Origin of the sequence: Legionella rowbothamii, assembly GCF_900639985.1 — a bacterium.
GTDB lineage: Bacteria > Pseudomonadota > Gammaproteobacteria > Legionellales > Legionellaceae > Legionella > Legionella rowbothamii.
Genome location: NZ_CAAAIM010000005.1, coordinates 1 through 21,898, shown reverse-complemented (window position 1 = coordinate 21,898; position 21,898 = coordinate 1). Strand labels below are relative to the sequence as shown.

Here is a 21,898-nt window from a genome sequence, read left to right as displayed (position 1 = left end):
GCCATTTATTATGTTTGCCAAGGATGTAATCGCAACACCATCATTACCCATATTTATTATGCTCTCAGGAGTTCCCTGTGTCGGAAAATCAACCTGGCGGGAGCAAATGGTGCAAGAACTTAATCGCCTGAATATTCCGATTACGGTTCTTTCAGCAGATGATATGGCATTTCAAATGGGTGATGAACTCCAATTGTCTTATAGTGATATTTTTGCCCATCATCGCAACGCCTTAGAAGAGCGATTTAAACGCGAATTATTAAAGAGTAGGAGTCAATCAGGGGGATTTGTCATTCTGGATAGAACCTATTTAAACGCTCCCTGGCGCAAAGAAACACTGAAGTTAATCAACTCAAAAAGCGTACACATCGTCACCTTTAACGTTATGGATGAACAAGCCTGGCGAGAAAACTTAAAACGAAGAAATGAACAAAACCCTAAAAAAATTGTCACCGACAAAATAGTTAGCGAGCTTATTGTAGGCGCAAGCCCACCAAGCAAAGAGGAAGGCTTTGCTTCCATCAAGAGATGCCTCGCAATTAGTGAAAAAGGCGCGCAAGAAACATTTACTCATGCCATACGTACGTTAATTAGCTATTGTAAAACCACTGAAACGCATACTGCCGACTTGCATTGCCATTTAAATGGTAGTTTTAGCTTAGCATTTATGGAGCGGATCGCTAGAAAAAATAATTGCTTTAATGTTTATGAAGAATTAGTCAAAGTAAGAGAACATTATTTAAACCAAACACAAAACCAACCTGCAGAAGGATATCCAGGAGAGCTAATTGCCCTTATATGGAAACAATTCGGCTTAATTCACAAAATCGTCCAGACTCTAGATGATATAACCGAAGGCACCATTGATGTCGTTCAAAGTTCAGCCGCTAAATATTTAGAAATACGCACAACGCCTAAGAGCATGGATAATCATTCGGTTACAGAATATATTGATGCCTTTGAAGCAGGATTAGTACAAGTTCAAGCCAGCAACATCGGGAAAAAAGCGGTGGGTTTATTAAGTCTGGATAGAACCATTCATACAGTAAGTGACGCGGAATTTTTAATACAGCGTATTCTTTCCAGCTCCAAACATGTGCTTGCGGGCATCGATGTATCCGGCAACCCACTCGGAAAACGCAGTTTAACTGGGCAGGATTTAAAAAATGTGATTTCATTGGCTCTGAATAAAGGAGTAAACATTGCTATTCATATGGGCGAGTCAGATACAGATATTGAACGCCAGGATACCGATATGGTTTTGGACGCGCTCGAAGAATGGGTAAAACAACAACCATCCCCACATGATGCGCTGCACGGAAGAGTTCGTCTCGGACATTGTATTTATCTTACCGAGCAACAAAAGCTGCGCATTAAAGAACTAAATGTCCCTATAGAGGTTTGTCCCACCTGCCATATGAAACTTAATTGGCATCATGAGTCAACACCTCATCCAGTAAGCTCCATTTATTCTGGTGTCGAAGCCCCCTTAGTACCAGGGACTGATGATACACTTCCGTTTGGCGGCACCGCAAAAAGTAATTTTAGTGATTTTTTACGTTTCTTTGGCAATGCAGGTAATTTAAGTCGTAAAGAAATAAAAGCCCATCAATCGACGTTTCGTTTTACTGCACACTAAGGTCTCGAGTTGATTCCCTCCAAAACACAGCCTCCCCCAAATGGTCAAGCAGCGAAAATTAGGGGGAGGAATCCAGTTCACAGACTAGCATTGCCTTAAATGAACACCATTATGTTAGTGCAGAGCTTTATACAGCAGGTACCCATGTAAGCGTTTCAGAATGCTCCGGCTGTTTCGCTCCCTTGCCGAATAGGCCCATTGAATGCCAAGACATCTTTTGCTGGCCCGGCGCCACGTTCCGTTGCAATGGAGAATTAAACAATGAATGAGACCAATAATTCTTTTGACAGGCCTCATCAACAACCCTTGCCACAATCTCGGGAGCCTCTTGTTCTGGCCAGGGGAGACTGACATAGAGCTCACTGCAGTTTTCTTTGATATTTGATAACTGCTGATAGCCCAGAACATTGAGTCCAAGCCCACTTAATTCGGATAAAAGACGGATGCTCGCGCTGGTTATTGTTTCAACAACAGGATGCGTATCAATCAATATGACCTGAATCAGCGCCAAGCTCACCACAACAGCACCTAGAATAAGAGCGATCTCCGGAGCTGCTTCATATAATTTTTTGAGAAGAAGTGCACTGGCAATTACACTTAAGACATTAACCATAGAGGTAATAGCTACCAATATTTCGATCATCGAACTAGATAACAGTAGAATTGCCCCAAAAGCGACTACTCCCAGACTTGCAGTTATGAGCCCAACCCAGATGGGCGCTATGTTAAAATACTCTGAAAACGGCCTAATTATTTGATTGATGGGGTTTGCCAAATAAAAAAGACCTCTAACAACTAATGGCAGCGCAAACATATTTAGCACTAACTGGGGAAACAATAAAAGCGGCAAAGCAAATGCCGAGATCACTCCAACCATCTTTGTCAAAAAAGGCACGATTCGATATCTATCAGAAGATAGAGCGTCTAAATCCATACACATATCTTTAATGATTTCTTGCAGCCCATGCTCTAGTGCCCTGGTGATCGCATCATAGGTGCTGTATACAATAAAACAAAGCCATTTAATCGGGGAAACAAGCTTACGCGTGGCAAGAATGGAGTCTAACTTTCCCAGAGCAATTGCTTCACGATAAACAATGTCATTAAGGTTTTCTTCGGCAAAAAATTGGATAATTAACTTATGCCAATTTTGCTTGAGGGAAGTAAATAAAGATGGGACATGAACTGTTCGATAAAAGGCTTCTCCTCGCACGGCCCTAATTTTCGCGCTATTTTGCTCCAGCCACAAAACAAATTGCAAAAACGTTTTATGCTCATCGATAAAATGCTGTTGTTCTTGCTTCGACGACAATGAATTAAAGTAATTTGACATTGTTTCAAAATAGTCGTCTATCTGCTCTTGTATCCGATGATCAATGCAATCTACAGGAAGGTGATAAGCGAAGGGTTTAACCGTTTCCAAAAGGCCAATATTTAATTCCTTTGGATTAAGGAGCTCGTCAGCAGCCGCCATAATAGCAAGGAATTTTGCTGTTACCTGGTCATTTCCATCATTTTTATCAGGATGATATTTAACCACCAGCCTCCTTTTCTGCTGCTTTATTTCGGTAGATAACTCATCGTCACTGAGTTGTACCAATTGATTGACTATGTGCTCCTCGGAAAACTCTAATTGGCGTAAAAGCTCCATTTGCCTAGACGTGAAGGGCATTAATTTGCATCCCAAAAGCAACCATTATACACAGGCCATGAACAAAAAAACAACACAAAGCTCGTACTTACGACCAACATGGTCCACAAAAGGCCAATGCGAGCCATTGAATCACAGAGTTTAATCCCCTTTTTTTAGTTTTCAATCCCTTACTTATTATACTAAGACAAATTTGCCACAGCGAGAAACCTATCATGCCCCGCGATTTGTTTGGCAATTATCGCTTTTCGTGTTCTGGCTTCTGTCTTTTCAGGCATTGATGCATTACCCAAAAGCAATCCTGATACACCCGAACGAGAGATTTTTATCGTTGATGCTAATGGAGCTAAAGACTTTGCAAGAACGACCCGCTCTTGTTGTGCCGCAATTAGCTTATTCCCTTTGCATTTTTTACGCGAATAATCGTCAAAGTCGTTTATGGTATGCACATCTCTTCTTACTGATTTTCTCACCTCCGTTTTCTTACTCTTCAAAAAAACATCGAGTTCGGAGCATAACATGGCCCGTTCTTCTTGCATTTGTTTCGTAACCATAGCTAAGTCATCCCTTGCTTCAACAACAGTGTGCTCTGCAGCACTATGTAACGCAACTAATGCTTTACTCACCTCAGTAGAAAAACCAAACCACTGATCATTGTCATTAAAGTCCTGAAGGCGCTGATGAGCTCGCGCGATAGTTGCATGCTGGAATAATGCAAATACTGGTCCTGGTACTTGTGCTTTAAACCATTCAAGCAATGACGAATGGGAGCAGGTACCATTGGTTTGTAAGGTCAGGTGTTGCTTGTCATCATGTAACTTACCTTCTCTATATAGTGTAAGGAACTCTTCATTCATTGCCCCGGAAGAATCCGCAGACGAAACAATAGTTGGTTTGACTATTTTCTCAATAAGTTTTCGCTCCATAACTTCTTGTATTGGCATCGGATCGGTCACTTTAATTGGGCGTGCCATACTACCACTAATCGATGTAACAAAAAGAGTTTTCCAACTTTCAATGTCAGTCTCTCCTGCTCCTGTATTAATTACTCTAAAAACAAACCTGTCCTCGGCAACACAGCAACATTCAACAACGGTGGCATGCCCACCTTTTGTACTTTTAAAACCACATGGAATAATGAACGAAGAACCAGGCTGTAACCTCATCATTGTTTTGTGTATTTGATAAGTCACATCAAAAATCAATCCATCGACTACATCAGATACACCAATATTGAGATGACTAATTATGGATGCTTTATCTATTTCATTCGCTAATTCAGAACTTTGTCTTACTTTATCTTTTATGCTTTCTAATTGAGTTCTTGTTTGCTCATCAAGATGACTGCCTTCTCGCTTAATAAATTCATCTAAATCATTAGCGAAATCATGGTAAGCACATGATGATACTTTCCCTTGTAATACAGCGTGGTGATTTAAATCCGTTTTACCCATTAAATGATGAGAAAGATAAGTTAGTTTAAATTGTGATGGGTAAGAATCATATTTATCTGCTAAAAATTGCCTTACACTCTGTAAACCAAAGAATCGAGCAAGACGAAATAGCCAATTTGGATAATGGACGTCATTATAATCAATTAAAGCATGTGCATGGGCATCTTTAAGGAGTCTCATTGCTCCTTGTGCATATTTTTCTTCTGGCGGAAGGAAACCAAAGAAGCCCATGATTTTTTGCCACCAAGTTTTCCCATTGGAAATATGAGTGTTGTAACTTCTTAAAGAGGTTAAAAGTTCATCTAAATACTCAAGGCGTGCCTGCGCGCTATCCTCACGTACTTCTGGCTGATAATAAGCATGGAATAAAGTTAAAGCTTGGTTCGCCACCGTTTGAATATCATCAGCGCTTTGAGTTGAGTTGCCGTTTAGCCTATGACTATCGATAATCGAATTAACTTTGCTAACAAATACAGATAACCTTTTTCTTGCTACAACATTGTAAATCATGTTTTTATACATCTCGCGGAGCTCATATTAGATGCATAATGTATCATTTAAACCTTAATATAAAATTAACTAACGCCGTAGCGAAAATCCCAGACTCATTGTAACTTAAGAGACCATACTACACTTGTTTAAAGCGCTCATTATCGATTACTTTGGAGTAAAGCAGTATGTATTAGTTCCACTTAAAAGCATAAAGCCCTTTTTCGCTGCCCCTTTCTCAACTCAGCTATTGACGAATCAAACGTACATTTTTATCCGTAAACGATACTTTTTCTGTAGAACGATATGGATTAATATCCAGCCCACCGCGACGAGTATATCGCCCATAAACAGTGAGTGACTCCGGTTTACAATGATTCATAATATCTACAAAAATACGCTCAATGCATTGCTCATGGAATTCATTATGATTTCGAAATGAGACTAAATACTTTAATAAGCCCTCACGGTTAATTTTTTTTCCCTTATAGGCAATTTGTACGCTTCCCCAATCCGGTTGATTTGTGACTAAGCAATTCGATTTCAGAAGATCAGAGTACAGTGTTTCTTCAACCAATTCATCGCCTACCACCAGAAAAGCAGGTTCAACTAGATAAACAGAACATTCAACATCCAACTCATCAATAGACTCGCCAGTAAATACTTGTTGCATGTGGATCTGGTTAGACTGATCTAATGGATGGATGGCAACAAAAACTTCAGCCTCAATACGCTGCTGCAAATCTTTTTTAATGATTTTCTCTAAAGTATCAATACTGTCAAATTTACTGTTGTTAAAAGAATTAAAATAGAGTTTTAAGGATTTAGATTCGATAAGTTTTAGTGAATTGCAATCATAAATGATTTCTGCAAGCGCAACCACAGGCTTACCTTTTGCATTCAACCAAGACACCTCATAATGATTCCAACAATCAAAACCATAAAAGGGAAGCTGCTGCGGATCAACACCGAGCTCTTGGCGCTTTCCAGCACGAGGAATTGGAAATAAGCGGTCAGGATTATAGGTTGGATCATAGTCCGATTTTTTACCTAATTCAGATGCATCGGCCACAGATTGATACTTTTTCAATACTTGATCATTCATCGTATTTCGCTCCAAAATTTCTATAATTTTTGCCGTACTTTTCCAATTAACCAGTTGGCTTATTTCCATTTGACTGGAAATATACCTTAATAAAGAGGCGGCCTCATTCATACGTATTGCTTTAGTTTCCAATTCACGTGCCTGAATTTGCATAGAGACTATCACATCAAAATTTGCACTTTCTATAATTTTTTTAATCTTTGATAAGGAAAAGCCCAAAAATTTCAGCGTCGTAATCTGCTGCAATCGTACTAAATCGTGTTCAGAGTACAACCTATATCCTGAGGTTGAACGTTTTTCTGGTTTTAATAAACCAATCTCGTCATAGTACTGCAATGACCTAATCGTCAATGAGGTCATTTGACTGATTTCTTTAATTTGGTAATACTTCATACACCCTCTCCTTAGTGATGATTTTATTGCATCACGTAACGTGAGAGTCAATACTTATGTACTTCGTGATTTACTTAATATAAAGAGAATTTAACCTATGTCCAACAATCCAACTAATTGGCTCAAATTGATCAGTGAAGTCCAAGCCATTGCCCAAAATGGTCTTGCCTATTGCCATAATGAATTTGATAAGGAACGCTACATGAGACTGCGAGAAATTGCTGCTGAGCTCGCCGTAGAATTCACCGAGTATGAACATGAGGACATTAAATTAAGATTCTCTTTAGAACATGGATATGCCACCCCAAAACTTGAGATTCGCGCCTTTGTCCTTAAAGAGAACAAGATCTTACTTGTTAAAGAGCGTTCTGATGGTTTATGGACTTTACCCGGAGGCTGGACAGATATTAATGAGTCACCCTCCGAAGCAGTAATCAGAGAAACAAGAGAAGAAACGGGTTTTAATGTCGCTACTGTGCGCTTATTAGCCCTTTGGGATGAACAAAAGCATGATCATCCTCATCATTGGCCACATACTTATAAATGTTTTTTCCATTGTGATTTGATCTCTGGCGAAGCAACAGAAAATATAGAAATTTCAGCAATTGATTTTTTTGATTTGAATCATTTACCGCCTCTCTCAACTCCGCGAGTAACAAAAAGCCAACTGCAGCGCTTATATGAACAAGTTACTCAGTCAGATCAGACGCTATATGATTAACAATTCACTATGCACTAGTGATATAAATTAAGGTATACTCACTCCCTAACTTTCGCATACAGGAGATAACAAATGGCTCGCGGAATAAATAAGGTCATCTTGATTGGCAACGTTGGTGTTGACCCGGATGTTCGTTACCTACCAAATGGTAATGCAGTAACTACTCTTTCAATTGCAACCAGTGAAACATGGAAAGATAAAAATACGGGTGATAAGCAAGATCGTACTGAATGGCACCGTGTCGTTTGCTTTAATCGTCTAGGCGAAATCGCTGGCGAATATGTACGTAAAGGCTCAAAGCTTTATATTGAAGGAAGTTTAAGAACAAGAAAGTGGCAAGATCAACAAGGCCAAGATCGTTATACTACAGAAATCATTGCCAATGACATTCAAATGTTAGATAGCAAAGGAGGTAGTGCGGGTGGTTATGATGATATGCCCCAAACACAACAATATGCGCCAGCACCACAGTCAAGTTCTAACCGACAAGCCGCACCACAATCGAATCAAGTACCGCATGATGCTTTTGATCAGTTTGATGATGATGTCCCATTCTAATAATTTGTAGCCTGGTTGCTTGCAACCAGGTTTTCCTTCGAGCCCTTCATCAAGGAAGTTTGCTTGCACGCATTCAGCCATAGTCAATGAGCTCTAACTCATCAGGATAAAATATAATCGACGACGATTGCTTAGATAAAACAAAGCCCTACAAGGCACTGAAGCGCTTAAATTCAAGTGCTTTAAGCAAGAGATCTATCGGTGTCAGGCAATGGCTCCCGCAGTCAGGAATTAGGAGGAGGATTAATGGAAGAAAATAGCTAATTCAAACCAAATAAAAAACCCGCTAAGAAGCGGGCATTTTATAAACATCAATAAATGATATTTCAATAATTACTCAGCATCAGCAACTGGTCTGTCTAACAGCTCAACAATTGCCATCGGCGCATTATCACCATCTCTAAATCCACATTTGATAATGCGAACATATCCACCAGGACGCTTTTCAAAACGAGGACCTAAGTCAGTAAATAACTTACCTACTGCAGCTTTTGATCTCAAAATATCAAAAGCATGACGACGTGTAGCCACTGAATCAACTTTGCTTACAGTAATCAAAGGCTCAATATAACGTCTTAAGTCTTTAGCTTTAGGCAGAGTTGTTTTAATAATCTCATGCTCAATTAAAGAATTACACATATTTGAGAACATCGCCTTACGATGACTACTTGTACGGCCAAAATTACGGCCAGAATTACGATGACGCATAACAAAAACTCCTAAACATTACTCGCCAAGACTTGCTGGCGGCCAATTCTCAAGTTTCATACCCAGCGATAATGAACGTGAAGCTAAAACGTCCTTAATTTCAGTTAAAGATTTCTTACCTAGATTAGGAGTCTTTAATAATTCATTTTCAGTACGTTGTACTAAATCGCCAATATAATGAATATTTTCTGCTTTTAAACAGTTAGCAGAACGAACAGTTAACTCTAAATCATCTACAGAACGTAATAGAATTGGGTCAAAATCATTGCGTTCTTTATTATCAGAGCGAGACTCTTCAAACTTCATATCAACGAATGCATGAAGTTGTCTCTGAAGGATGCTAGCAGAAATACGAATAGATTCTTCTGCATCAATTGTACCATTAGTTTCTAATTCAATAGTTAATTTATCTAAGTCAGTACGGTTTTCAACACGCGCACTATCAACATAGTAAGCAACTTTTTTTACAGGTGAGAAACTATTGTCAATTTTAAGTTTACCAACAGATTTTCTTTCCACTTCATCATCAAAATGTCTAATGAAGGAATCAGTACTATGGAATCCAATTCCTCTTTCAACTTTTAATGTCATGTTTAATTTGCCCTTTTCGTTCAAATTAGCAATGACAAGCTCAGGGTTAACAACCTCAACACCATGAGTCAGTTGAATATCACCTGCAGTAACTTGGCAGGGGCCTTGCTTATTAAGAGTTACTATAGCTTCTTCACCTGTTGTTAACTTAATTGCAACCAGTTTTAGATTAAGCAGCAAATCAACAACATCTTCCTGAACGCCTTCAATAGTGCTGTATTCATGAAGAACACCGTCTATTGAAGCCTCAGTGATTGCGCTTCCAGGCATAGATGATAGTAATATACGTCTCAAAGCATTGCCGAGGGTATGACCAAAGCCACGCTCCAAAGGCTCTAAAACTATTTTAGCTTTATAAGGCGATTCAGCCTGAACCTTAAGAACATTAGGTGTCAGCATTTCATTGATTTCAGTATACATTCAGCTATTTCTCCGAGCTTACTTAGAGTAAAGTTCTACAACAAGGTTTACGTTGTAGTCTGAAGATAAGTCAGTTAACGTTGGTGCTGTAGAGAAAGTTCCTTTAAACGCAGAAGAATCTACAGTAATCCAATCGCATGGAGCTCTTTGTTCAGACAAAGCTAAAGCCGCTTGAATACGTGCTTGAGCTTTTGCTTTTTGGCGAACAGTAATCACTTCCCCAGGCTTAACTAAAAACGACGGTACGTTAACAACTTGGTCATTAACTAATATAGCTTTATGCGCAACTAATTGTCTTGCTTCAGCACGAGTACTTGCAAAACCCATGCGATAAACAACGTTATCCAAACGTCTTTCAAGCAGACTCATCAGATTTTCACCTGTTGACCCTTTCATGCGCGCAGCCATTTTATAGTAACCACGGAATTGCTTTTCAAGAACACCATATAGTCTTCTAATTTTTTGCTTTTCTCTAAGCTGAATTCCATAACCACTCAAACGTGGCTTCTTATCGCCATGTTGTCCAGGTAACTTTTCAGATTTACATTTGGACTTATGATCACGAACGCCACTTTTCAGTAATAAATCACTTCCTTCACGACGTGATAATTTACATTTTGGACCAAGATATCTAGCCATTAAATTACTCCTAAAGTCTTACACACGACGTTTTTTAGGTGGCTTACACCCGTTATGAGGGATACCAGTAACATCGGTTATTTCAACGATTTTAATGTCCTGATCTATAATTTCACGAATTGTGGATTCTCTACCAGGACCAGGGCCACGTACAAACACAGCCACAGATTTTATACCATATTCTTTTGCAGCAGCAGCAGCACGCTCAGTTGCAACTTTTGCAGCATAAGGTGTACTTTTTCTTGAGCCTCTAAAGCCAGATCCACCAGCTGTAGCCCAACTTAATGCATTACCTTGTCGATCAGTAAAGGTAACAATTGTATTGTTAAAAGACGCGTGAATGTGAACGATACCGTCAGATACGACACGCTTTGCCTTTTTACGTACTTTCTGTTGCTTTGACTTAGTTATTGCCATCTTACTTTCCTACATGAAAAATCAATTAGTAGTGCCTTTTCTGCGACCTTTACGAGTACGAGCATTAGTTTTCGTACGTTGTCCTCGCAAGGGCAAGCCTCTTCTGTGTCTTAACCCGCGATAACATCCAAGATCCATAAGGCGCTTAATGTTCATTGTCACAACACGGCGTAAATCACCTTCTACAGTAATTTTCGCAATTTCAGTTCTCAAAGACTCTAACTGAGCATCTGATAACTGTGAAACTTTAGTTGAAGGTTCGATACCTACTGTGGAACATAATTTTAAGGATGTAGTTTTACCGATACCATATATAGCTGTTAAAGCAATCACAACATGCTTGTGATCAGGTATGTTTACTCCTGCAATACGAGCCATTAACTTCTCCGAACGTTATTTTGTTCTGTCGAAAGGGACAGAAGAATACTATTTTTATAAAAATAAATCAAGCAGAACTTAACCCTGCTTTTGCTTATGTCGGGCATCTTTACAAATTACTCGTATAATGCCACTTCTTTTAATAATTTTGCAATTGCGACAAATTCGCTTTACAGATGCTCTTACTTTCATTCCTAACTCCGATAACAATCATAGTAGACCAGGTAACTTAGTACCTTTAAAATTAGCCTTTTTCATTAAAGAATCATATTGCTGCGTCATTAAATGGGCTTGTATTTGCGCTACAAAATCCATAATAACAACTACGATAATTAGCAACGATGTTCCTCCAAAATAAAAAGGGACATGCCACGTATACATTAAAATCTGAGGCAACAAACACACTAGAACTAAATATATAGCACCAATTAAGGTCAAACGAGTCATCACTGAATCGATATATTTAGTTGTTTGCTCACCGGGTCTAATTCCTGGGATATAAGCACCAGATTTCTTTAAGTTTTCTGCAGTATCTTTGGGGTTAAAAACAAGAGCTGCATAAAAGAACGCAAAAAACAAAATAGCAATTGCATATACAATTAAGTACAAAGGCTGACCAGGTGATAAAGCCATTCCAACATCAGATAACCATCCCAAACCTTTAGTATGGGAAAAGAACTGTGCTAGTGTTGCCGGTAGTAATATAATACTGGATGCAAAAATTGGAGGAATTACACCAGACATATTAATTTTTAAAGGCAAATGGCTAGTTTGAGCTGCATATACCTTCCTACCTTGCGTCCTTTGTGCATAGTTAACTCTAATTCGTCTTTGAGCTCGTTCCATAAACACTACAAAGCCAGTAACCACAACTACAATTACAGCAACAACAATTAGAGTCAGGGCTTGCATCTGTCCTTCTTTAACTTGTTGAAGAACTGAAGCGATTGCTGTTGGCATACTTGAAACAATCCCTGAAAAAATAATCAGAGAAATACCGTTACCAACACCCTTCTCCGTAATTTGCTCACCTAACCACATTAAGAACATGGTACCTGTGACCAAAGTAACTACTGCTGTAAAGTAAAATGATGCGTCAGGCTGCAATGCAATTTGCTGTCCTGCTAACCATCGCGCCATACCTAAGGACTGAAATATTGACAGTACTAAAGTTAAATATCGAGTGTACTGATTTATCTTCCGACGGCCAGACTCCCCTTCTTTCTTTAATTGCTCCAGCTTTGGCGAAACAACTGTAAAAAGTTGGATAATAATGGAGGCAGAGATATACGGCATAATACCGATAGCAAATACGGTAACACGCGATAAGGCGCCACCAGAAAACATATTAAACAAGCCAAAGATTGTATTTTGTTGCTCATTGAAGAAATTAGCCAAACGTGCAGGATCCAAACCAGGAACTGGAATGTGGGCTCCTAAGCGATAAACTAATATTCCAAGAATAACAAACATTAATCTTGATTTAAGTTCAGCCAATCCACCACGAGATTGGCTACCATTATGTTTTTGGTTTTTCATAGTCACTCTTCTATGCTGCCACCTAGACCTTCAATGGCTGAACGAGCGCCTTTAGTGACCCTTAAACCTTTCAGTTTGATGGCTTTGGTTAATTCACCGGATAAAATAACCTTTACATCTTTAATTGAACCGTTTATCAGTCCCTCTTTACGTAAGACTTCTAAGTCAATTACGTCAGCGGTTAACTTTTCAAGTTCACTTAAACATACCTGATCAACCGTTCTACCAACACGAGATTTAAAGCCCATTTTTGGCAAACGTCTTTGAATTGGCATTTGACCGCCTTCAAAGTTAATTTTGTGGAATCCGCCTGCTCTAGCTTTTTGACCTTTGTGACCTTTACCACTAGTTTTACCTAGTCCTGATCCAATACCACGGCCTAGACGTTTTTTAGGACGTCGAGAACCTGGATCTGGTGATAGTGAATTTAAATTCATTACACACTCTCCTCAACTAGCAATAAGTAATCGACCATATTAATAAGGCCACGAATTGCTGGAGTATCATTATGAAACACACATGAGTTTGTTTTACCCAAACCCAATTGCTTTACAATCGAAATATGCTTTGGTTTTCTACCGATAGTACTTTTAACCAAAGTAATCTTAAGTTTCTTTTCCATAATTAGCCCGCCATAACTTCTTCAACAGTTTTACCACGCTTGGCCGCAACATAATCTGGAGTACCGATGTTCATTAAAGCACCGATTGTTGCACGTACAATATTGCTAGGATTAGTAGAACCAATGCTCTTTGCTAATATGTTTTGTACGCCGAGAACTTCCAGCACTGCACGCATTGCACCACCCGCAATAATTCCAGTACCTTCGCTTGCTGGCTTCATGAATACTTTAGAAGCACCATAGCTCCAGGTAATTTCGTGGAAAATAGTTGAACCAGAAAGAGGAATATAGACCATGTTTTTCTTTGCTTGTTCCATTGCTTTTTGAATTGCAATTGGAACTTCACGAGCCTTACCACGGCCAAAGCCTACTCTACCTTTTCCGTCGCCAACAACAACGAGAACTGCGAAGCCAAATACACGTCCACCTTTAACAACTTTCGCTGTACGGTTTACCGCGACTAGCTTCTCTGTATAACCATCTGATTTTGGTGATTCTTCGAATGCCATAATCGTTCCTTAAAAATCTAACCCAGCTTCGCGAGCACCTTCTGCAAGGGCCTTCACTCTGCCATGATATTTGTAACCAGCACGATCAAATGCAACCTGAGTAACACCTTTTTCATTAGCGCGCTTACCAAGTAATTTACCTACCAAGGTCGCTTGCTCTACTTTGCATTTGCCGGTTAAACTGGCTCTTAATTCTTTATCGACAGTTGAACAAGATGCTAACACTCTATCTCCTTGCTTATCTGCTTGGATAATTTGAGAATAGATATGCACACCGCTTCTATGTACAACTAAACGTGCTCTGCCTGACTTACGAATCAGGGCTTTTGTTTTTAAACCACGTCTTGTGCGTGAGTTGTGCTTATTCATAACTTAGACCCTATTTCTTCTTCGCTTCTTTACGAGCAATTTGCTCACCAGCATATTTAACACCTTTACCTTTATAAGGCTCTGGCGGTCTAAATGCTCTAATTTCAGAAGCAGCCTGTCCGAGAATTTGCTTATCAACACCTTTAAGTACAATAACTGTATTACTAGGAGTTTCAGCTGAAACACCTTTAGGCAATTCATACTCTACTGGGTGAGAAAAACCTAGAGATAAAGTAATAGACTTATCTTTAGCTTGTGCTCTGTAACCTACACCAACCAATTCCAGAGTTACCACAAAACCTTGCGTAACTCCATGAACCATATTATTTACTAAGGCTCTAGCAGTACCTGCTTGTGCCCAAGCTTTAGGATCATTTGCTGCTGGTGCAAATTCGATATGGTTATCTGCATTTTTAGTAATTTTCACCAACTTATTGATTTTTTGTGTTAGTGAACCTTTAGGCCCTTTTACCGTAACTTCACCAGCGGTAATTGTTACTTCAACACCAGCTGGTTGTGCTACAGGGGCTTTTGCTACTCTAGACATATCATTCCCCTCAAGTATTAAGCCACTTCACAAATGACTTCGCCACCAACGCCTTTCAGCTTCGCAGATACATGAGTCATTATGCCTTTAGATGTGGATAATATTGCCACGCCAAATCCGGGAATCGAAGTTAGATCTTTATAAGATTTATATACTCGTAATCCGGGTCTACTGATTCTTTTAATAAGTTCGATAACTGGCTTACCGTGGTAATACTTCAGTTTAATCGTCATTACCTTAAGATTGTTCTCTAGTGCTTCTACAAAGAAATCTTGTATATAACCTTCTTCTTTCAAAACACGAGCAATTTCTTCTTTCAATCGAGAAGAAGTTAATGTTACTTGCTGATGTCTAGCCTGTTGACCATTTCTAATTCTGGTCAGCATATCAGCAACAGGATCATGCATACTCACAATCGTTCTCCAAAAAATTTACCAACTGGACTTTCTGCCGCCTGGTACGTTGCCAACCATTAATTGCTGTCTTAAACAAATTCTGCAAAGACCGAATTTACGATATACCCCATGTGGACGACCACATGATTGACATCTTTTTTTATGGCGAACAGGGTTAGAATTAACAGGTAATTTTGCTAATTTTGCCTGACTATCCATAATCACCTGAAAATCATCAGATGATTTGATCAGGATTTTCAATTCGTTTCTGCGCTGGCTGTATTTGTTTACAAGCTTGGCACGCTTTAACTCTCGCATAAGCATTGATTTCTTAGCCACAATATCACCCTTCTATTTTTTATCTCTATCTTTCAATGGAAGATTAAACGCTTCTAATAAAGCTTTAGCTTCTTCGTTTGTTTTAGCAGTTGTGGTGATACAAATATCTAACCCACGAATGCCATCTGTTTTATCGTAATCAATTTCAGGGAATACGATCTGCTCATGTAAACCCATACTGTAGTTACCAGTACCATCAAAAGACTTAGGATTAAGGCCACGAAAATCTCTTACACGAGGTAGAGTTATAGAGACTAATCTATCTAAGAACTCAAACATGCGTTGACGACGAAGCGTAACTTTGCATCCAATCGGCCAACCTTCTCTGATTTTGAAACCAGCTATAGATTTTCTAGCTTTAGTAACAACAGGCTTTTGTCCAGCAATTAAAGTCATGTCTTCGATTGCGTGGTTCATTACTTTCTTATCTCCAACAGCTTCGCCAACACCCATATTTAAGGTGATCTTAACTAGCTTTGGAACTTCCATAACACTGGAATAATTAAACCGCTTCATCATCATAGGGATGATTTCTTTTTTATAAAAATCATTAAGTCTTGTCATTTCAATCCCCTAATTAAACACGGTCAATTATTTCATTGTCAGATTTAAAGTATCTAACTTTAGTACTGATGCCGTTGCTTTCAATAAACTTAAAGCCAACTTTATCAGCTTTCTTAGTGTTTGGATTATAATGAGCAACATTTGATACATGAAGTGCAGCTTCAGTAGCCACAATACCACCCTTATTTTCAGGTTTTTGTGGATTAGCTTTAACATGTTTCATTACCATGTTTCCACCTTCTACAACAACACGTTCTTCTGCCACTCGTAGGACTTTACCTACATGACCTTTACTTTTACCGGCGATTATAATAACTATGTCGCCTGTCTTAATACGTTTCATATCTAATCCTTCTCACAAAACTTCTGCAGCCAGAGATATTATTTTCATAAATCTCTCTCGTAGCTCGCGAGTAACGGGGCCAAATATACGAGTACCAATTGGCTCGTTTTGGTTGTTTAAAAGTACTGCAGCGTTGCCATCAAAACGGATCAACGAACCATCATCTCTGCGAACACCTTGAGCTGTTCTAACAACAACAGCCTTCATTACAGCACCTTTTTTTACTTTACTTCTTGGTATTGCGTCTTTAACACTCACTTTGATTACATCACCAACACGCGCGTAGCGTCTGTGCGATCCACCAAGTACTTTAATACACATTACCTTACGTGCTCCGCTGTTATCAGCCACTTCGAGCACAGTCTGCATTTGGATCATTTTATTACTCCAGCTCTGATTTAGACCAGAAAAAGGTTGCTGATTATATCAGGCCTTTTAGGGTTTTAAAAGTATATCAACGAAGTTGATTAAGAAATTACTTCAACTAATACCCAGCTTTTTGTTTTAGAGAGTGGTCTTGACTCACGGATTTTCACAATATTGCCAATTTTACATACTTGATTTTCATCGTGAGCATGTACTTTAGATCTACGCTTCATAATTTTGCCATACTTAGGATGCTTTACTGAACGCTCAATCATCACAACTATAGTTTTATCCATTTTGTCGCTAACTACTTTTCCAACCATTGTTCTGGCGTTTGATTCATTAGTAGACATATCACTTACCTGCCTTTTCAGTCAAAATTGTTTTAACTTTGGCCACTGATTTACGCACCACAGTAATCAGGTGGGTTTTATCTAGTGAACCACTTGCTTTTTTCATTCGTAAAGTTAATTGTTCTTTACGTAATGAGAGCAATTCGTCATTCAATTCTTCAACTGACAAATTACGTAACTCTTGAACAGTTTTCATTACATCACCTTCCTTTCTTCAAATATAACTTTGAAAGGAAGCTTCGCTTTAGCTAGATCAAAAGCTTCCATCGCAAGCTCTCTAGACACACCTTCCATTTCAAATAAAACCTTACCAGGCTGTATTTGAGCAACCCAATATTCAACGCTACCTTTACCTTTACCTTGACGAACTTCTAAAGGCTTTTGAGTAATCGGTTTGTCTGGGAATACTCTAATCCAAATTTTACCACCACGCTTAATATGACGAGTCATTGCACGACGTGCAGCTTCGATTTGACGAGCAGTAAGACGGCCTCTTTCCAGGGCCTTCATACCGAACTCACCAAAACTTATATTGCTACCACGTAAGGCCAAACCTCTGTTACGGCCTTTCATTTGCTTGCGGTGTTTTGTACGCTTTGGTTGTAACATGATTCTTAATCCTCAATCACTAGGCGTTGTCAGCAGATCTTTTCTTTTGTGGGAGAACTTCGCCCTTAAAGATCCAGACTTTTACACCAATAATACCGTAGGTAGTTTTAGACTCAGCTGTACCGTAATCAATATCAGCTCTAAATGTGTGTAATGGAACGCGACCTTCACGATACCATTCACTACGAGCGATCTCAGCACCGCCCAGTCTTCCACTCACGCAAATCTTAATACCTTTCGCACCAGCTTTAAGTGCAGAAGTAACCGCACGCTTCATTGCACGACGGAACATAACACGTTGTTCTAACTGTTGTGCGATGCTTTCTGCTACCAGGGTAGAATCCAGCTCAGGCTTTTTAATTTCCTCGATGTTTAGATGTACAGGGACACCTAATTTTCCAGAAATTTCATTACGCAATGTTTCAATACCGCCGCCTTTCTTACCGATGATAACACCAGGGCGCGCAGTTTGAATTGTAACTACAGCATTATTAGCTGGACGCTCGATTAGAATTTTACTCACAGCAGCAGCCATAAGTTTTTTCTTTAGTTCAGCACGTAAGTTAATATCCTGAATTAAAAACTCAGCATATCTTTTACCAGCAAACCATTTAGAATTCCAATCTTTAATAATTCCAAGGCGTATGCCTATAGGGTTAACTTTTTGTCCCATTGCTATTCCTCGTCAGACACTTTAATCGTGATATGGCAGGTGCGTTTACAAATTCTGTTTGCACGACCTTTAGCTCTGGGACTAATGCGTTTTAAAGTAGCCGCTTCATCAACGCAGACCATACCTACTTTTAGATCATCAATATCTGCTCCGTTATTGTTTTCAGCGTTAGCAAGAGCTGATTCCAATAATTTAAGCATTAATTGAGCACCTTTTTTGGGCGTGAACTTGAGGACATCAAGTGCACTTGATACTTTCATATTACGTATCATATCGGCTACCAATCTGCCCTTCTGAGCGGATAAGGGAGCACCTTTCAACTTAGCTGTAACTTCCATCATATCCTCTTACTTGCCTTTAGCCTTTCTGTCACCAGAGTGGCCTTTGAATGTACGAGTCATGGCAAACTCACCTAATTTATGACCAACCATATTGTCTGTGATAAATACAGGAATATGTTCTTTCCCGTTATGAACAGCAATTGTTAAATCAATCATTTCAGGAACGATTGTTGAACGGCGAGACCAAGTCTTAATTGGTTTCTTAGAGTTGCTTTTTACTGCAGCCATTACTTTGCTGATCAGATGTTGGTCAATAAATGGACCTTTTCTTATAGAACGAGCCACTTGATATCCTCTCTAATTATTTCTTCTTACGTCTTCTGACAATGAAGCCATCTGTACGCTTATTACTTCTGGTCTTATAACCTTTAGTAGGTACACCCCAAGGAGATACTGGGTGACGTCCACCAGAAGTACGGCCTTCACCACCACCATGTGGATGGTCAACTGGGTTCATCGCAACCCCACGTACAGTTGGACGAATACCTCTCCAACGCTTAGCTCCTGCCTTACCTAATGAACGTAAGCTGTGTTCACTATTGCTTACTTCACCAACTACTGCACGGCATAATACGTGAATTTTACGCATTTCACCTGAACGTAATCTTAAAGTCGCGTAAATACCTTCTTTAGCAACTAACTGACCACTAGCACCAGCACTTCTTAAAATTTGAGCGCCTTTACCTGCTTTCATTTCAACACAGTGAATAGTACTACCAACTGGCATGTTTTTCAGCGGTAAGCAGTTACCTACACTAATAGGAGCATCTGCACCACTTACAACAACATCACCAACATTTAAGTTAGCTGGAGCAATAATATAACGTCTTTCACCGTCTTTATAAACGATTAAGGCGATTAAAGCTGTTCTGTTTGGATCATATTCGATACGCTCAACACGACCGTCGATACCATCTTTATTGCGTTTGAAGTCAATAATACGGTATTGATTGCGCTGTCCACCACCAATATGTCTTACAGTGATGCGACCATTGTTGTTTCGTCCGCCAGTTTTCTTTAGCTTCTCAATTAAAGCAGCATGTGGACGTCCTTTATGGATGTTTTTATGAACCACACGCAATTCGCCACGTTTACCGGGCGATGTAGGTTTAGATTTTAATAGTGCCATCTTAATCTGCCTTATTCGGTAGCTGTAAAGTCAATATCTTGATCAGCATGAAGAGTTACAAATGCTTTTTTCCAGTCGCTACGCTTACCAGCAGTTTGCTTAAAGCGTTTTGATTTTCCCTTCACGTTGATAACAGATACATTTTTAACTTTAACGTTAAATACATGCTCTACCGCCATTTTAATTTCATTCTTAGTTGCGGTTTTCAATACCCTGAAAGTGAACTGTTTTAGCTTATCAGCTAAAACAGTTGCTTTTTCAGAAGTATGTGGTTCACGGAGAACCATCAACAATCTTTCAGCATTCATTGTAACTGTTCCTCAATTTTTTTAATTGCGGCTTCTGTAACAACAACTTTCTCAAACTTGAGCAAAGAAACAGGATCTAAAGTCGCAACGTCACAGATATCGAAGTCAATTAAATTTCTTGACCCGAAGTATTCATTCTCACCAACTTCACTCATTACGATTAGAGCGTTGTTAATGTCCAACTGGTTCATTTTTGCAACGAAGTCTTTAGTTTTTTTACTTTCACAATGGAAATCACTAACGACAACTAAGTTCCCAGTACGGCAAAGTTCGGAGATTATACTACGTAATGCGCGTTTGTACATTTTTTTATTAATTTTTTGTGAATAATCTCGCTTTTTGGATGCGAAGGTCACTCCACCGCTTCTCCAAATTGGACTTCGAATCGTACCAGCACGTGCACGACCTGTACCTTTTTGGTTCCAAGGTTTTTTACCACCACCTCTAACTTCTGAACGAGTTTTTTGTGCGCTATTACCACTACGAGCATTATTCATGTAGGTTACAACAGCTTGGTGTATTAAACCTTCATTGTATGCATACGCAAAAACATCTTGGTTCAGATTTAATTTTGTTTTCTTATCTATCGTAGTAATTTCCATCACTCACCTCGTGCTTGCTTTTTAGCTGCAGGCTTAATCTCTACTCGTGAACCAGGAGCACCAGGAATAGCGCCTTTGATTAACAGAAGATTTCTTTCAGCATCTACGCGCACAAGTTCAAGGCTTTGAACTGTACAACGAACATTACCCATATGGCCTGCCATTTTTTTACCTTTGAACACGCGGCCTGGAGTTTGGTTTTGACCAATAGAACCAGGAACACGATGCGATCTGGAGTTACCATGAGTAGCATCTTGTGTTCTGAAGTTGTAACGCTTAACAGTACCGGCAAAACCTTTACCTTTAGATGTACCTGAAACGTCTACAAATTGTCCTGCTGTGAAAAGATCCGCAACAGAGACTACTTGACCTGAAGTAAATTGATCTTCAGCGTCAATTCTAAACTCAACTTGCATATCGCCAGCTTCAACTTGAGCTTTAGCAAAATGCCCTGTTTGAGCTTTATTTACTTTACTCGCCTTTTTAGAACCACCAGTTAATTGAACAGCTGTATAGCCATCAACATCATTGGTTTTAATTTGAGTAACTCTATTAGGGTGAACTTCAACAACAGAAACAGGTACTGAAACCCCTTCTGGTGTGAAGACCCGAGTCATACCGATTTTACGGCCTAATAAACCGATCATCATTGTAACACCTCTTTAATATCCTTCACCCTAACAATTAGTCATCAAGGCTTATCTGAACATCAACCCCAGCAGCCAGATCCAATTTCATCAAAGCATCTACTGTCTTTTCAGTCGGATGAACGATAACGACCAGGCGTTTATGAGTACGTAATTCATATTGATCTCGCGCATCTTTGTTAACATGCGGAGAAATCAATACGGTGAATTTTTCCTTACGAATTGGTAAGGGTATTGGTCCTCGAATTTGAGCACCAGTACGCTTAGCTGTCTCCACGATTTCTCGAGTTGATAAGTCAATCAACCGATGATCAAAGGATTTTAATCTAATTTTTATATTTTGATTGTTACTCATTCTAATTACTCGATAATTTTAGCGACAACACCGGCGCCTACTGTACGGCCACCTTCCCGAATTGCGAAACGCAAACCTTCATCCATCGCAATAGGAGCATGTAGGTTAATTACTAATTGTACGTT

General features: G+C 39.3%; 35 protein-coding genes and 1 pseudogene. 3 read left to right on the top strand and 33 right to left on the bottom strand.

Annotated features, from left to right (window positions below; translation table 11 throughout):
* The first annotated feature begins 10 nt into the window (after positions 1-10).
* Positions 11-1,639 carry an AAA family ATPase gene (locus E1P08_RS09605; protein WP_133136808.1) on the top strand — a complete coding sequence of 543 codons (1,629 nt, stop codon included), beginning with the start codon at positions 11-13 and terminating at the stop codon, positions 1,637-1,639.
* 127 nt (positions 1,640-1,766) lie between these two features.
* Here the strand turns inward: E1P08_RS09605 and E1P08_RS09600 are convergent, their stop codons facing one another.
* The 4 genes and pseudogenes from E1P08_RS09600 to E1P08_RS17685 all read right to left on the bottom strand — a co-directional run.
* Positions 1,767-3,311, bottom strand: a complete 1,545-nt coding sequence (locus tag E1P08_RS09600; protein WP_133136807.1) for a J domain-containing protein — start codon at positions 3,309-3,311, stop codon at positions 1,767-1,769.
* Between the two features lie 161 nt (positions 3,312-3,472).
* The gene (locus tag E1P08_RS09595; RefSeq protein ID WP_133136806.1) at positions 3,473-5,254 is read right to left on the bottom strand and encodes a hypothetical protein; all 1,782 of its coding nucleotides are present in this window, start codon (positions 5,252-5,254) and stop codon (positions 3,473-3,475) included.
* A 226-nt stretch (positions 5,255-5,480) separates the two neighbouring features.
* Entirely contained in the window at positions 5,481-6,338 is an 858-nt protein-coding gene (gene queF, locus E1P08_RS09590; RefSeq protein WP_341272484.1) for an NADPH-dependent 7-cyano-7-deazaguanine reductase QueF, read from the bottom strand.
* A 237-nt stretch (positions 6,339-6,575) separates the two neighbouring features.
* Positions 6,576-6,698 (bottom strand): annotated as a pseudogene (locus E1P08_RS17685) (MerR family DNA-binding transcriptional regulator); the annotation flags it as partial.
* Positions 6,699-6,828: 130 nt separating this feature from the next.
* On the opposite strand from E1P08_RS17685, the gene E1P08_RS09585 reads away from it, so the two are divergent.
* Positions 6,829-7,452, top strand: a complete 624-nt coding sequence (locus tag E1P08_RS09585; RefSeq protein WP_133136804.1) for an NUDIX hydrolase — start codon at positions 6,829-6,831, stop codon at positions 7,450-7,452.
* Between the two features lie 72 nt (positions 7,453-7,524).
* Positions 7,525-8,010, top strand: a complete 486-nt coding sequence (gene ssb, locus E1P08_RS09580; protein ID WP_133136803.1) for a single-stranded DNA-binding protein — start codon at positions 7,525-7,527, stop codon at positions 8,008-8,010.
* 333 nt (positions 8,011-8,343) lie between these two features.
* On the opposite strand, the gene rplQ is transcribed toward ssb, so the two are convergent.
* From rplQ to E1P08_RS09435, 29 genes are all read right to left on the bottom strand, one after another.
* On the bottom strand, positions 8,344-8,718 hold the full coding sequence (rplQ, locus tag E1P08_RS09575; RefSeq protein WP_133136802.1) for a 50S ribosomal protein L17: 375 nt from the start codon (positions 8,716-8,718) through the stop codon (positions 8,344-8,346).
* 18 nt (positions 8,719-8,736) lie between these two features.
* Positions 8,737-9,729, bottom strand: coding sequence for a DNA-directed RNA polymerase subunit alpha (locus E1P08_RS09570; protein ID WP_133136801.1), 993 nt, complete (start codon positions 9,727-9,729; stop codon positions 8,737-8,739).
* An 18-nt stretch (positions 9,730-9,747) separates the two neighbouring features.
* Positions 9,748-10,368 (bottom strand): 30S ribosomal protein S4, encoded by a 621-nt coding sequence (gene rpsD, locus E1P08_RS09565; RefSeq protein ID WP_133136800.1) that lies wholly within the window; start codon positions 10,366-10,368, stop codon positions 9,748-9,750.
* A gap of 18 nt (positions 10,369-10,386) precedes the next feature.
* Positions 10,387-10,785, bottom strand: a complete 399-nt coding sequence (rpsK, locus tag E1P08_RS09560; protein WP_058533024.1) for a 30S ribosomal protein S11 — start codon at positions 10,783-10,785, stop codon at positions 10,387-10,389.
* Positions 10,786-10,806: 21 nt separating this feature from the next.
* Positions 10,807-11,163, bottom strand: a complete 357-nt coding sequence (rpsM, locus tag E1P08_RS09555) for a 30S ribosomal protein S13 (protein ID WP_058533023.1) — start codon at positions 11,161-11,163, stop codon at positions 10,807-10,809.
* A gap of 78 nt (positions 11,164-11,241) precedes the next feature.
* Positions 11,242-11,355, bottom strand: a complete 114-nt coding sequence (gene rpmJ / locus E1P08_RS09550; protein WP_078061441.1) for a 50S ribosomal protein L36 — start codon at positions 11,353-11,355, stop codon at positions 11,242-11,244.
* A gap of 18 nt (positions 11,356-11,373) precedes the next feature.
* The gene (gene secY, locus E1P08_RS09545) at positions 11,374-12,702 is read right to left on the bottom strand and encodes a preprotein translocase subunit SecY (protein ID WP_133136799.1); all 1,329 of its coding nucleotides are present in this window, start codon (positions 12,700-12,702) and stop codon (positions 11,374-11,376) included.
* 2 nt (positions 12,703-12,704) lie between these two features.
* Positions 12,705-13,139, bottom strand: coding sequence for a 50S ribosomal protein L15 (gene rplO / locus E1P08_RS09540; protein WP_133136798.1), 435 nt, complete (start codon positions 13,137-13,139; stop codon positions 12,705-12,707).
* Entirely contained in the window at positions 13,139-13,324 is a 186-nt protein-coding gene (gene rpmD, locus E1P08_RS09535; protein WP_058533020.1) for a 50S ribosomal protein L30, read from the bottom strand. Before rpmD ends, rplO begins: the two co-directional genes overlap by 1 nt.
* 2 nt (positions 13,325-13,326) lie before the next feature.
* The gene (rpsE, locus tag E1P08_RS09530) at positions 13,327-13,833 is read right to left on the bottom strand and encodes a 30S ribosomal protein S5 (protein ID WP_058533019.1); all 507 of its coding nucleotides are present in this window, start codon (positions 13,831-13,833) and stop codon (positions 13,327-13,329) included.
* 9 nt (positions 13,834-13,842) lie between these two features.
* Entirely contained in the window at positions 13,843-14,202 is a 360-nt protein-coding gene (rplR, locus tag E1P08_RS09525) for a 50S ribosomal protein L18 (protein ID WP_133136797.1), read from the bottom strand.
* A gap of 10 nt (positions 14,203-14,212) precedes the next feature.
* Complete coding sequence (gene rplF, locus E1P08_RS09520) at positions 14,213-14,749, bottom strand: 50S ribosomal protein L6 (protein ID WP_133136796.1); 537 nt, start codon at positions 14,747-14,749, stop codon at positions 14,213-14,215.
* Positions 14,750-14,766: 17 nt separating this feature from the next.
* On the bottom strand, positions 14,767-15,156 hold the full coding sequence (rpsH, locus tag E1P08_RS09515) for a 30S ribosomal protein S8 (protein WP_207387358.1): 390 nt from the start codon (positions 15,154-15,156) through the stop codon (positions 14,767-14,769).
* Positions 15,157-15,180: 24 nt separating this feature from the next.
* Entirely contained in the window at positions 15,181-15,483 is a 303-nt protein-coding gene (gene rpsN, locus E1P08_RS09510; protein WP_058533015.1) for a 30S ribosomal protein S14, read from the bottom strand.
* A gap of 12 nt (positions 15,484-15,495) precedes the next feature.
* Positions 15,496-16,047: a 50S ribosomal protein L5 gene (gene rplE / locus E1P08_RS09505; protein ID WP_133136794.1), complete on the bottom strand. Its 552-nt coding sequence runs from the start codon at positions 16,045-16,047 to the stop codon at positions 15,496-15,498.
* Positions 16,048-16,060: 13 nt separating this feature from the next.
* Positions 16,061-16,390 carry a 50S ribosomal protein L24 gene (rplX, locus tag E1P08_RS09500; protein ID WP_133136793.1) on the bottom strand — a complete coding sequence of 110 codons (330 nt, stop codon included), beginning with the start codon at positions 16,388-16,390 and terminating at the stop codon, positions 16,061-16,063.
* A 12-nt stretch (positions 16,391-16,402) separates the two neighbouring features.
* On the bottom strand, positions 16,403-16,768 hold the full coding sequence (gene rplN, locus E1P08_RS09495) for a 50S ribosomal protein L14 (protein WP_058533012.1): 366 nt from the start codon (positions 16,766-16,768) through the stop codon (positions 16,403-16,405).
* 89 nt (positions 16,769-16,857) lie between these two features.
* Positions 16,858-17,109 carry a 30S ribosomal protein S17 gene (gene rpsQ, locus E1P08_RS09490; protein ID WP_133136792.1) on the bottom strand — a complete coding sequence of 84 codons (252 nt, stop codon included), beginning with the start codon at positions 17,107-17,109 and terminating at the stop codon, positions 16,858-16,860.
* Position 17,110: 1 nt separating this feature from the next.
* The gene (gene rpmC, locus E1P08_RS09485; protein ID WP_133136791.1) at positions 17,111-17,305 is read right to left on the bottom strand and encodes a 50S ribosomal protein L29; all 195 of its coding nucleotides are present in this window, start codon (positions 17,303-17,305) and stop codon (positions 17,111-17,113) included.
* On the bottom strand, positions 17,305-17,718 hold the full coding sequence (rplP, locus tag E1P08_RS09480; RefSeq protein ID WP_133136790.1) for a 50S ribosomal protein L16: 414 nt from the start codon (positions 17,716-17,718) through the stop codon (positions 17,305-17,307). Before rplP ends, rpmC begins: the two co-directional genes overlap by 1 nt.
* Before the next feature lie 19 nt (positions 17,719-17,737).
* Positions 17,738-18,391 (bottom strand): 30S ribosomal protein S3, encoded by a 654-nt coding sequence (rpsC, locus tag E1P08_RS09475; protein WP_133136789.1) that lies wholly within the window; start codon positions 18,389-18,391, stop codon positions 17,738-17,740.
* 2 nt (positions 18,392-18,393) lie between these two features.
* A complete protein-coding gene (rplV, locus tag E1P08_RS09470) occupies positions 18,394-18,729 on the bottom strand; it encodes a 50S ribosomal protein L22 (protein WP_058533007.1) in 336 nt (111 codons plus the stop codon).
* Between the two features lie 9 nt (positions 18,730-18,738).
* Entirely contained in the window at positions 18,739-19,017 is a 279-nt protein-coding gene (gene rpsS, locus E1P08_RS09465) for a 30S ribosomal protein S19 (RefSeq protein WP_058533006.1), read from the bottom strand.
* A gap of 16 nt (positions 19,018-19,033) precedes the next feature.
* Complete coding sequence (gene rplB / locus E1P08_RS09460; RefSeq protein ID WP_133136788.1) at positions 19,034-19,861, bottom strand: 50S ribosomal protein L2; 828 nt, start codon at positions 19,859-19,861, stop codon at positions 19,034-19,036.
* Between the two features lie 11 nt (positions 19,862-19,872).
* Complete coding sequence (gene rplW, locus E1P08_RS09455) at positions 19,873-20,169, bottom strand: 50S ribosomal protein L23 (protein WP_133136787.1); 297 nt, start codon at positions 20,167-20,169, stop codon at positions 19,873-19,875.
* Positions 20,166-20,771: a 50S ribosomal protein L4 gene (gene rplD / locus E1P08_RS09450; protein ID WP_133136786.1), complete on the bottom strand. Its 606-nt coding sequence runs from the start codon at positions 20,769-20,771 to the stop codon at positions 20,166-20,168. The genes rplW and rplD overlap by 4 nt, the downstream gene beginning before the upstream one ends.
* Positions 20,771-21,421 (bottom strand): 50S ribosomal protein L3, encoded by a 651-nt coding sequence (gene rplC, locus E1P08_RS09445; RefSeq protein WP_165485144.1) that lies wholly within the window; start codon positions 21,419-21,421, stop codon positions 20,771-20,773. The genes rplD and rplC overlap by 1 nt, the downstream gene beginning before the upstream one ends.
* 34 nt (positions 21,422-21,455) lie before the next feature.
* Positions 21,456-21,773: a 30S ribosomal protein S10 gene (gene rpsJ / locus E1P08_RS09440; RefSeq protein ID WP_058533001.1), complete on the bottom strand. Its 318-nt coding sequence runs from the start codon at positions 21,771-21,773 to the stop codon at positions 21,456-21,458.
* 5 nt (positions 21,774-21,778) lie between these two features.
* A partial coding sequence (locus E1P08_RS09435) for an EF-Tu C-terminal domain-related protein (protein WP_479724436.1) occupies positions 21,779-21,898 on the bottom strand: 120 nt, incomplete at its 5' end.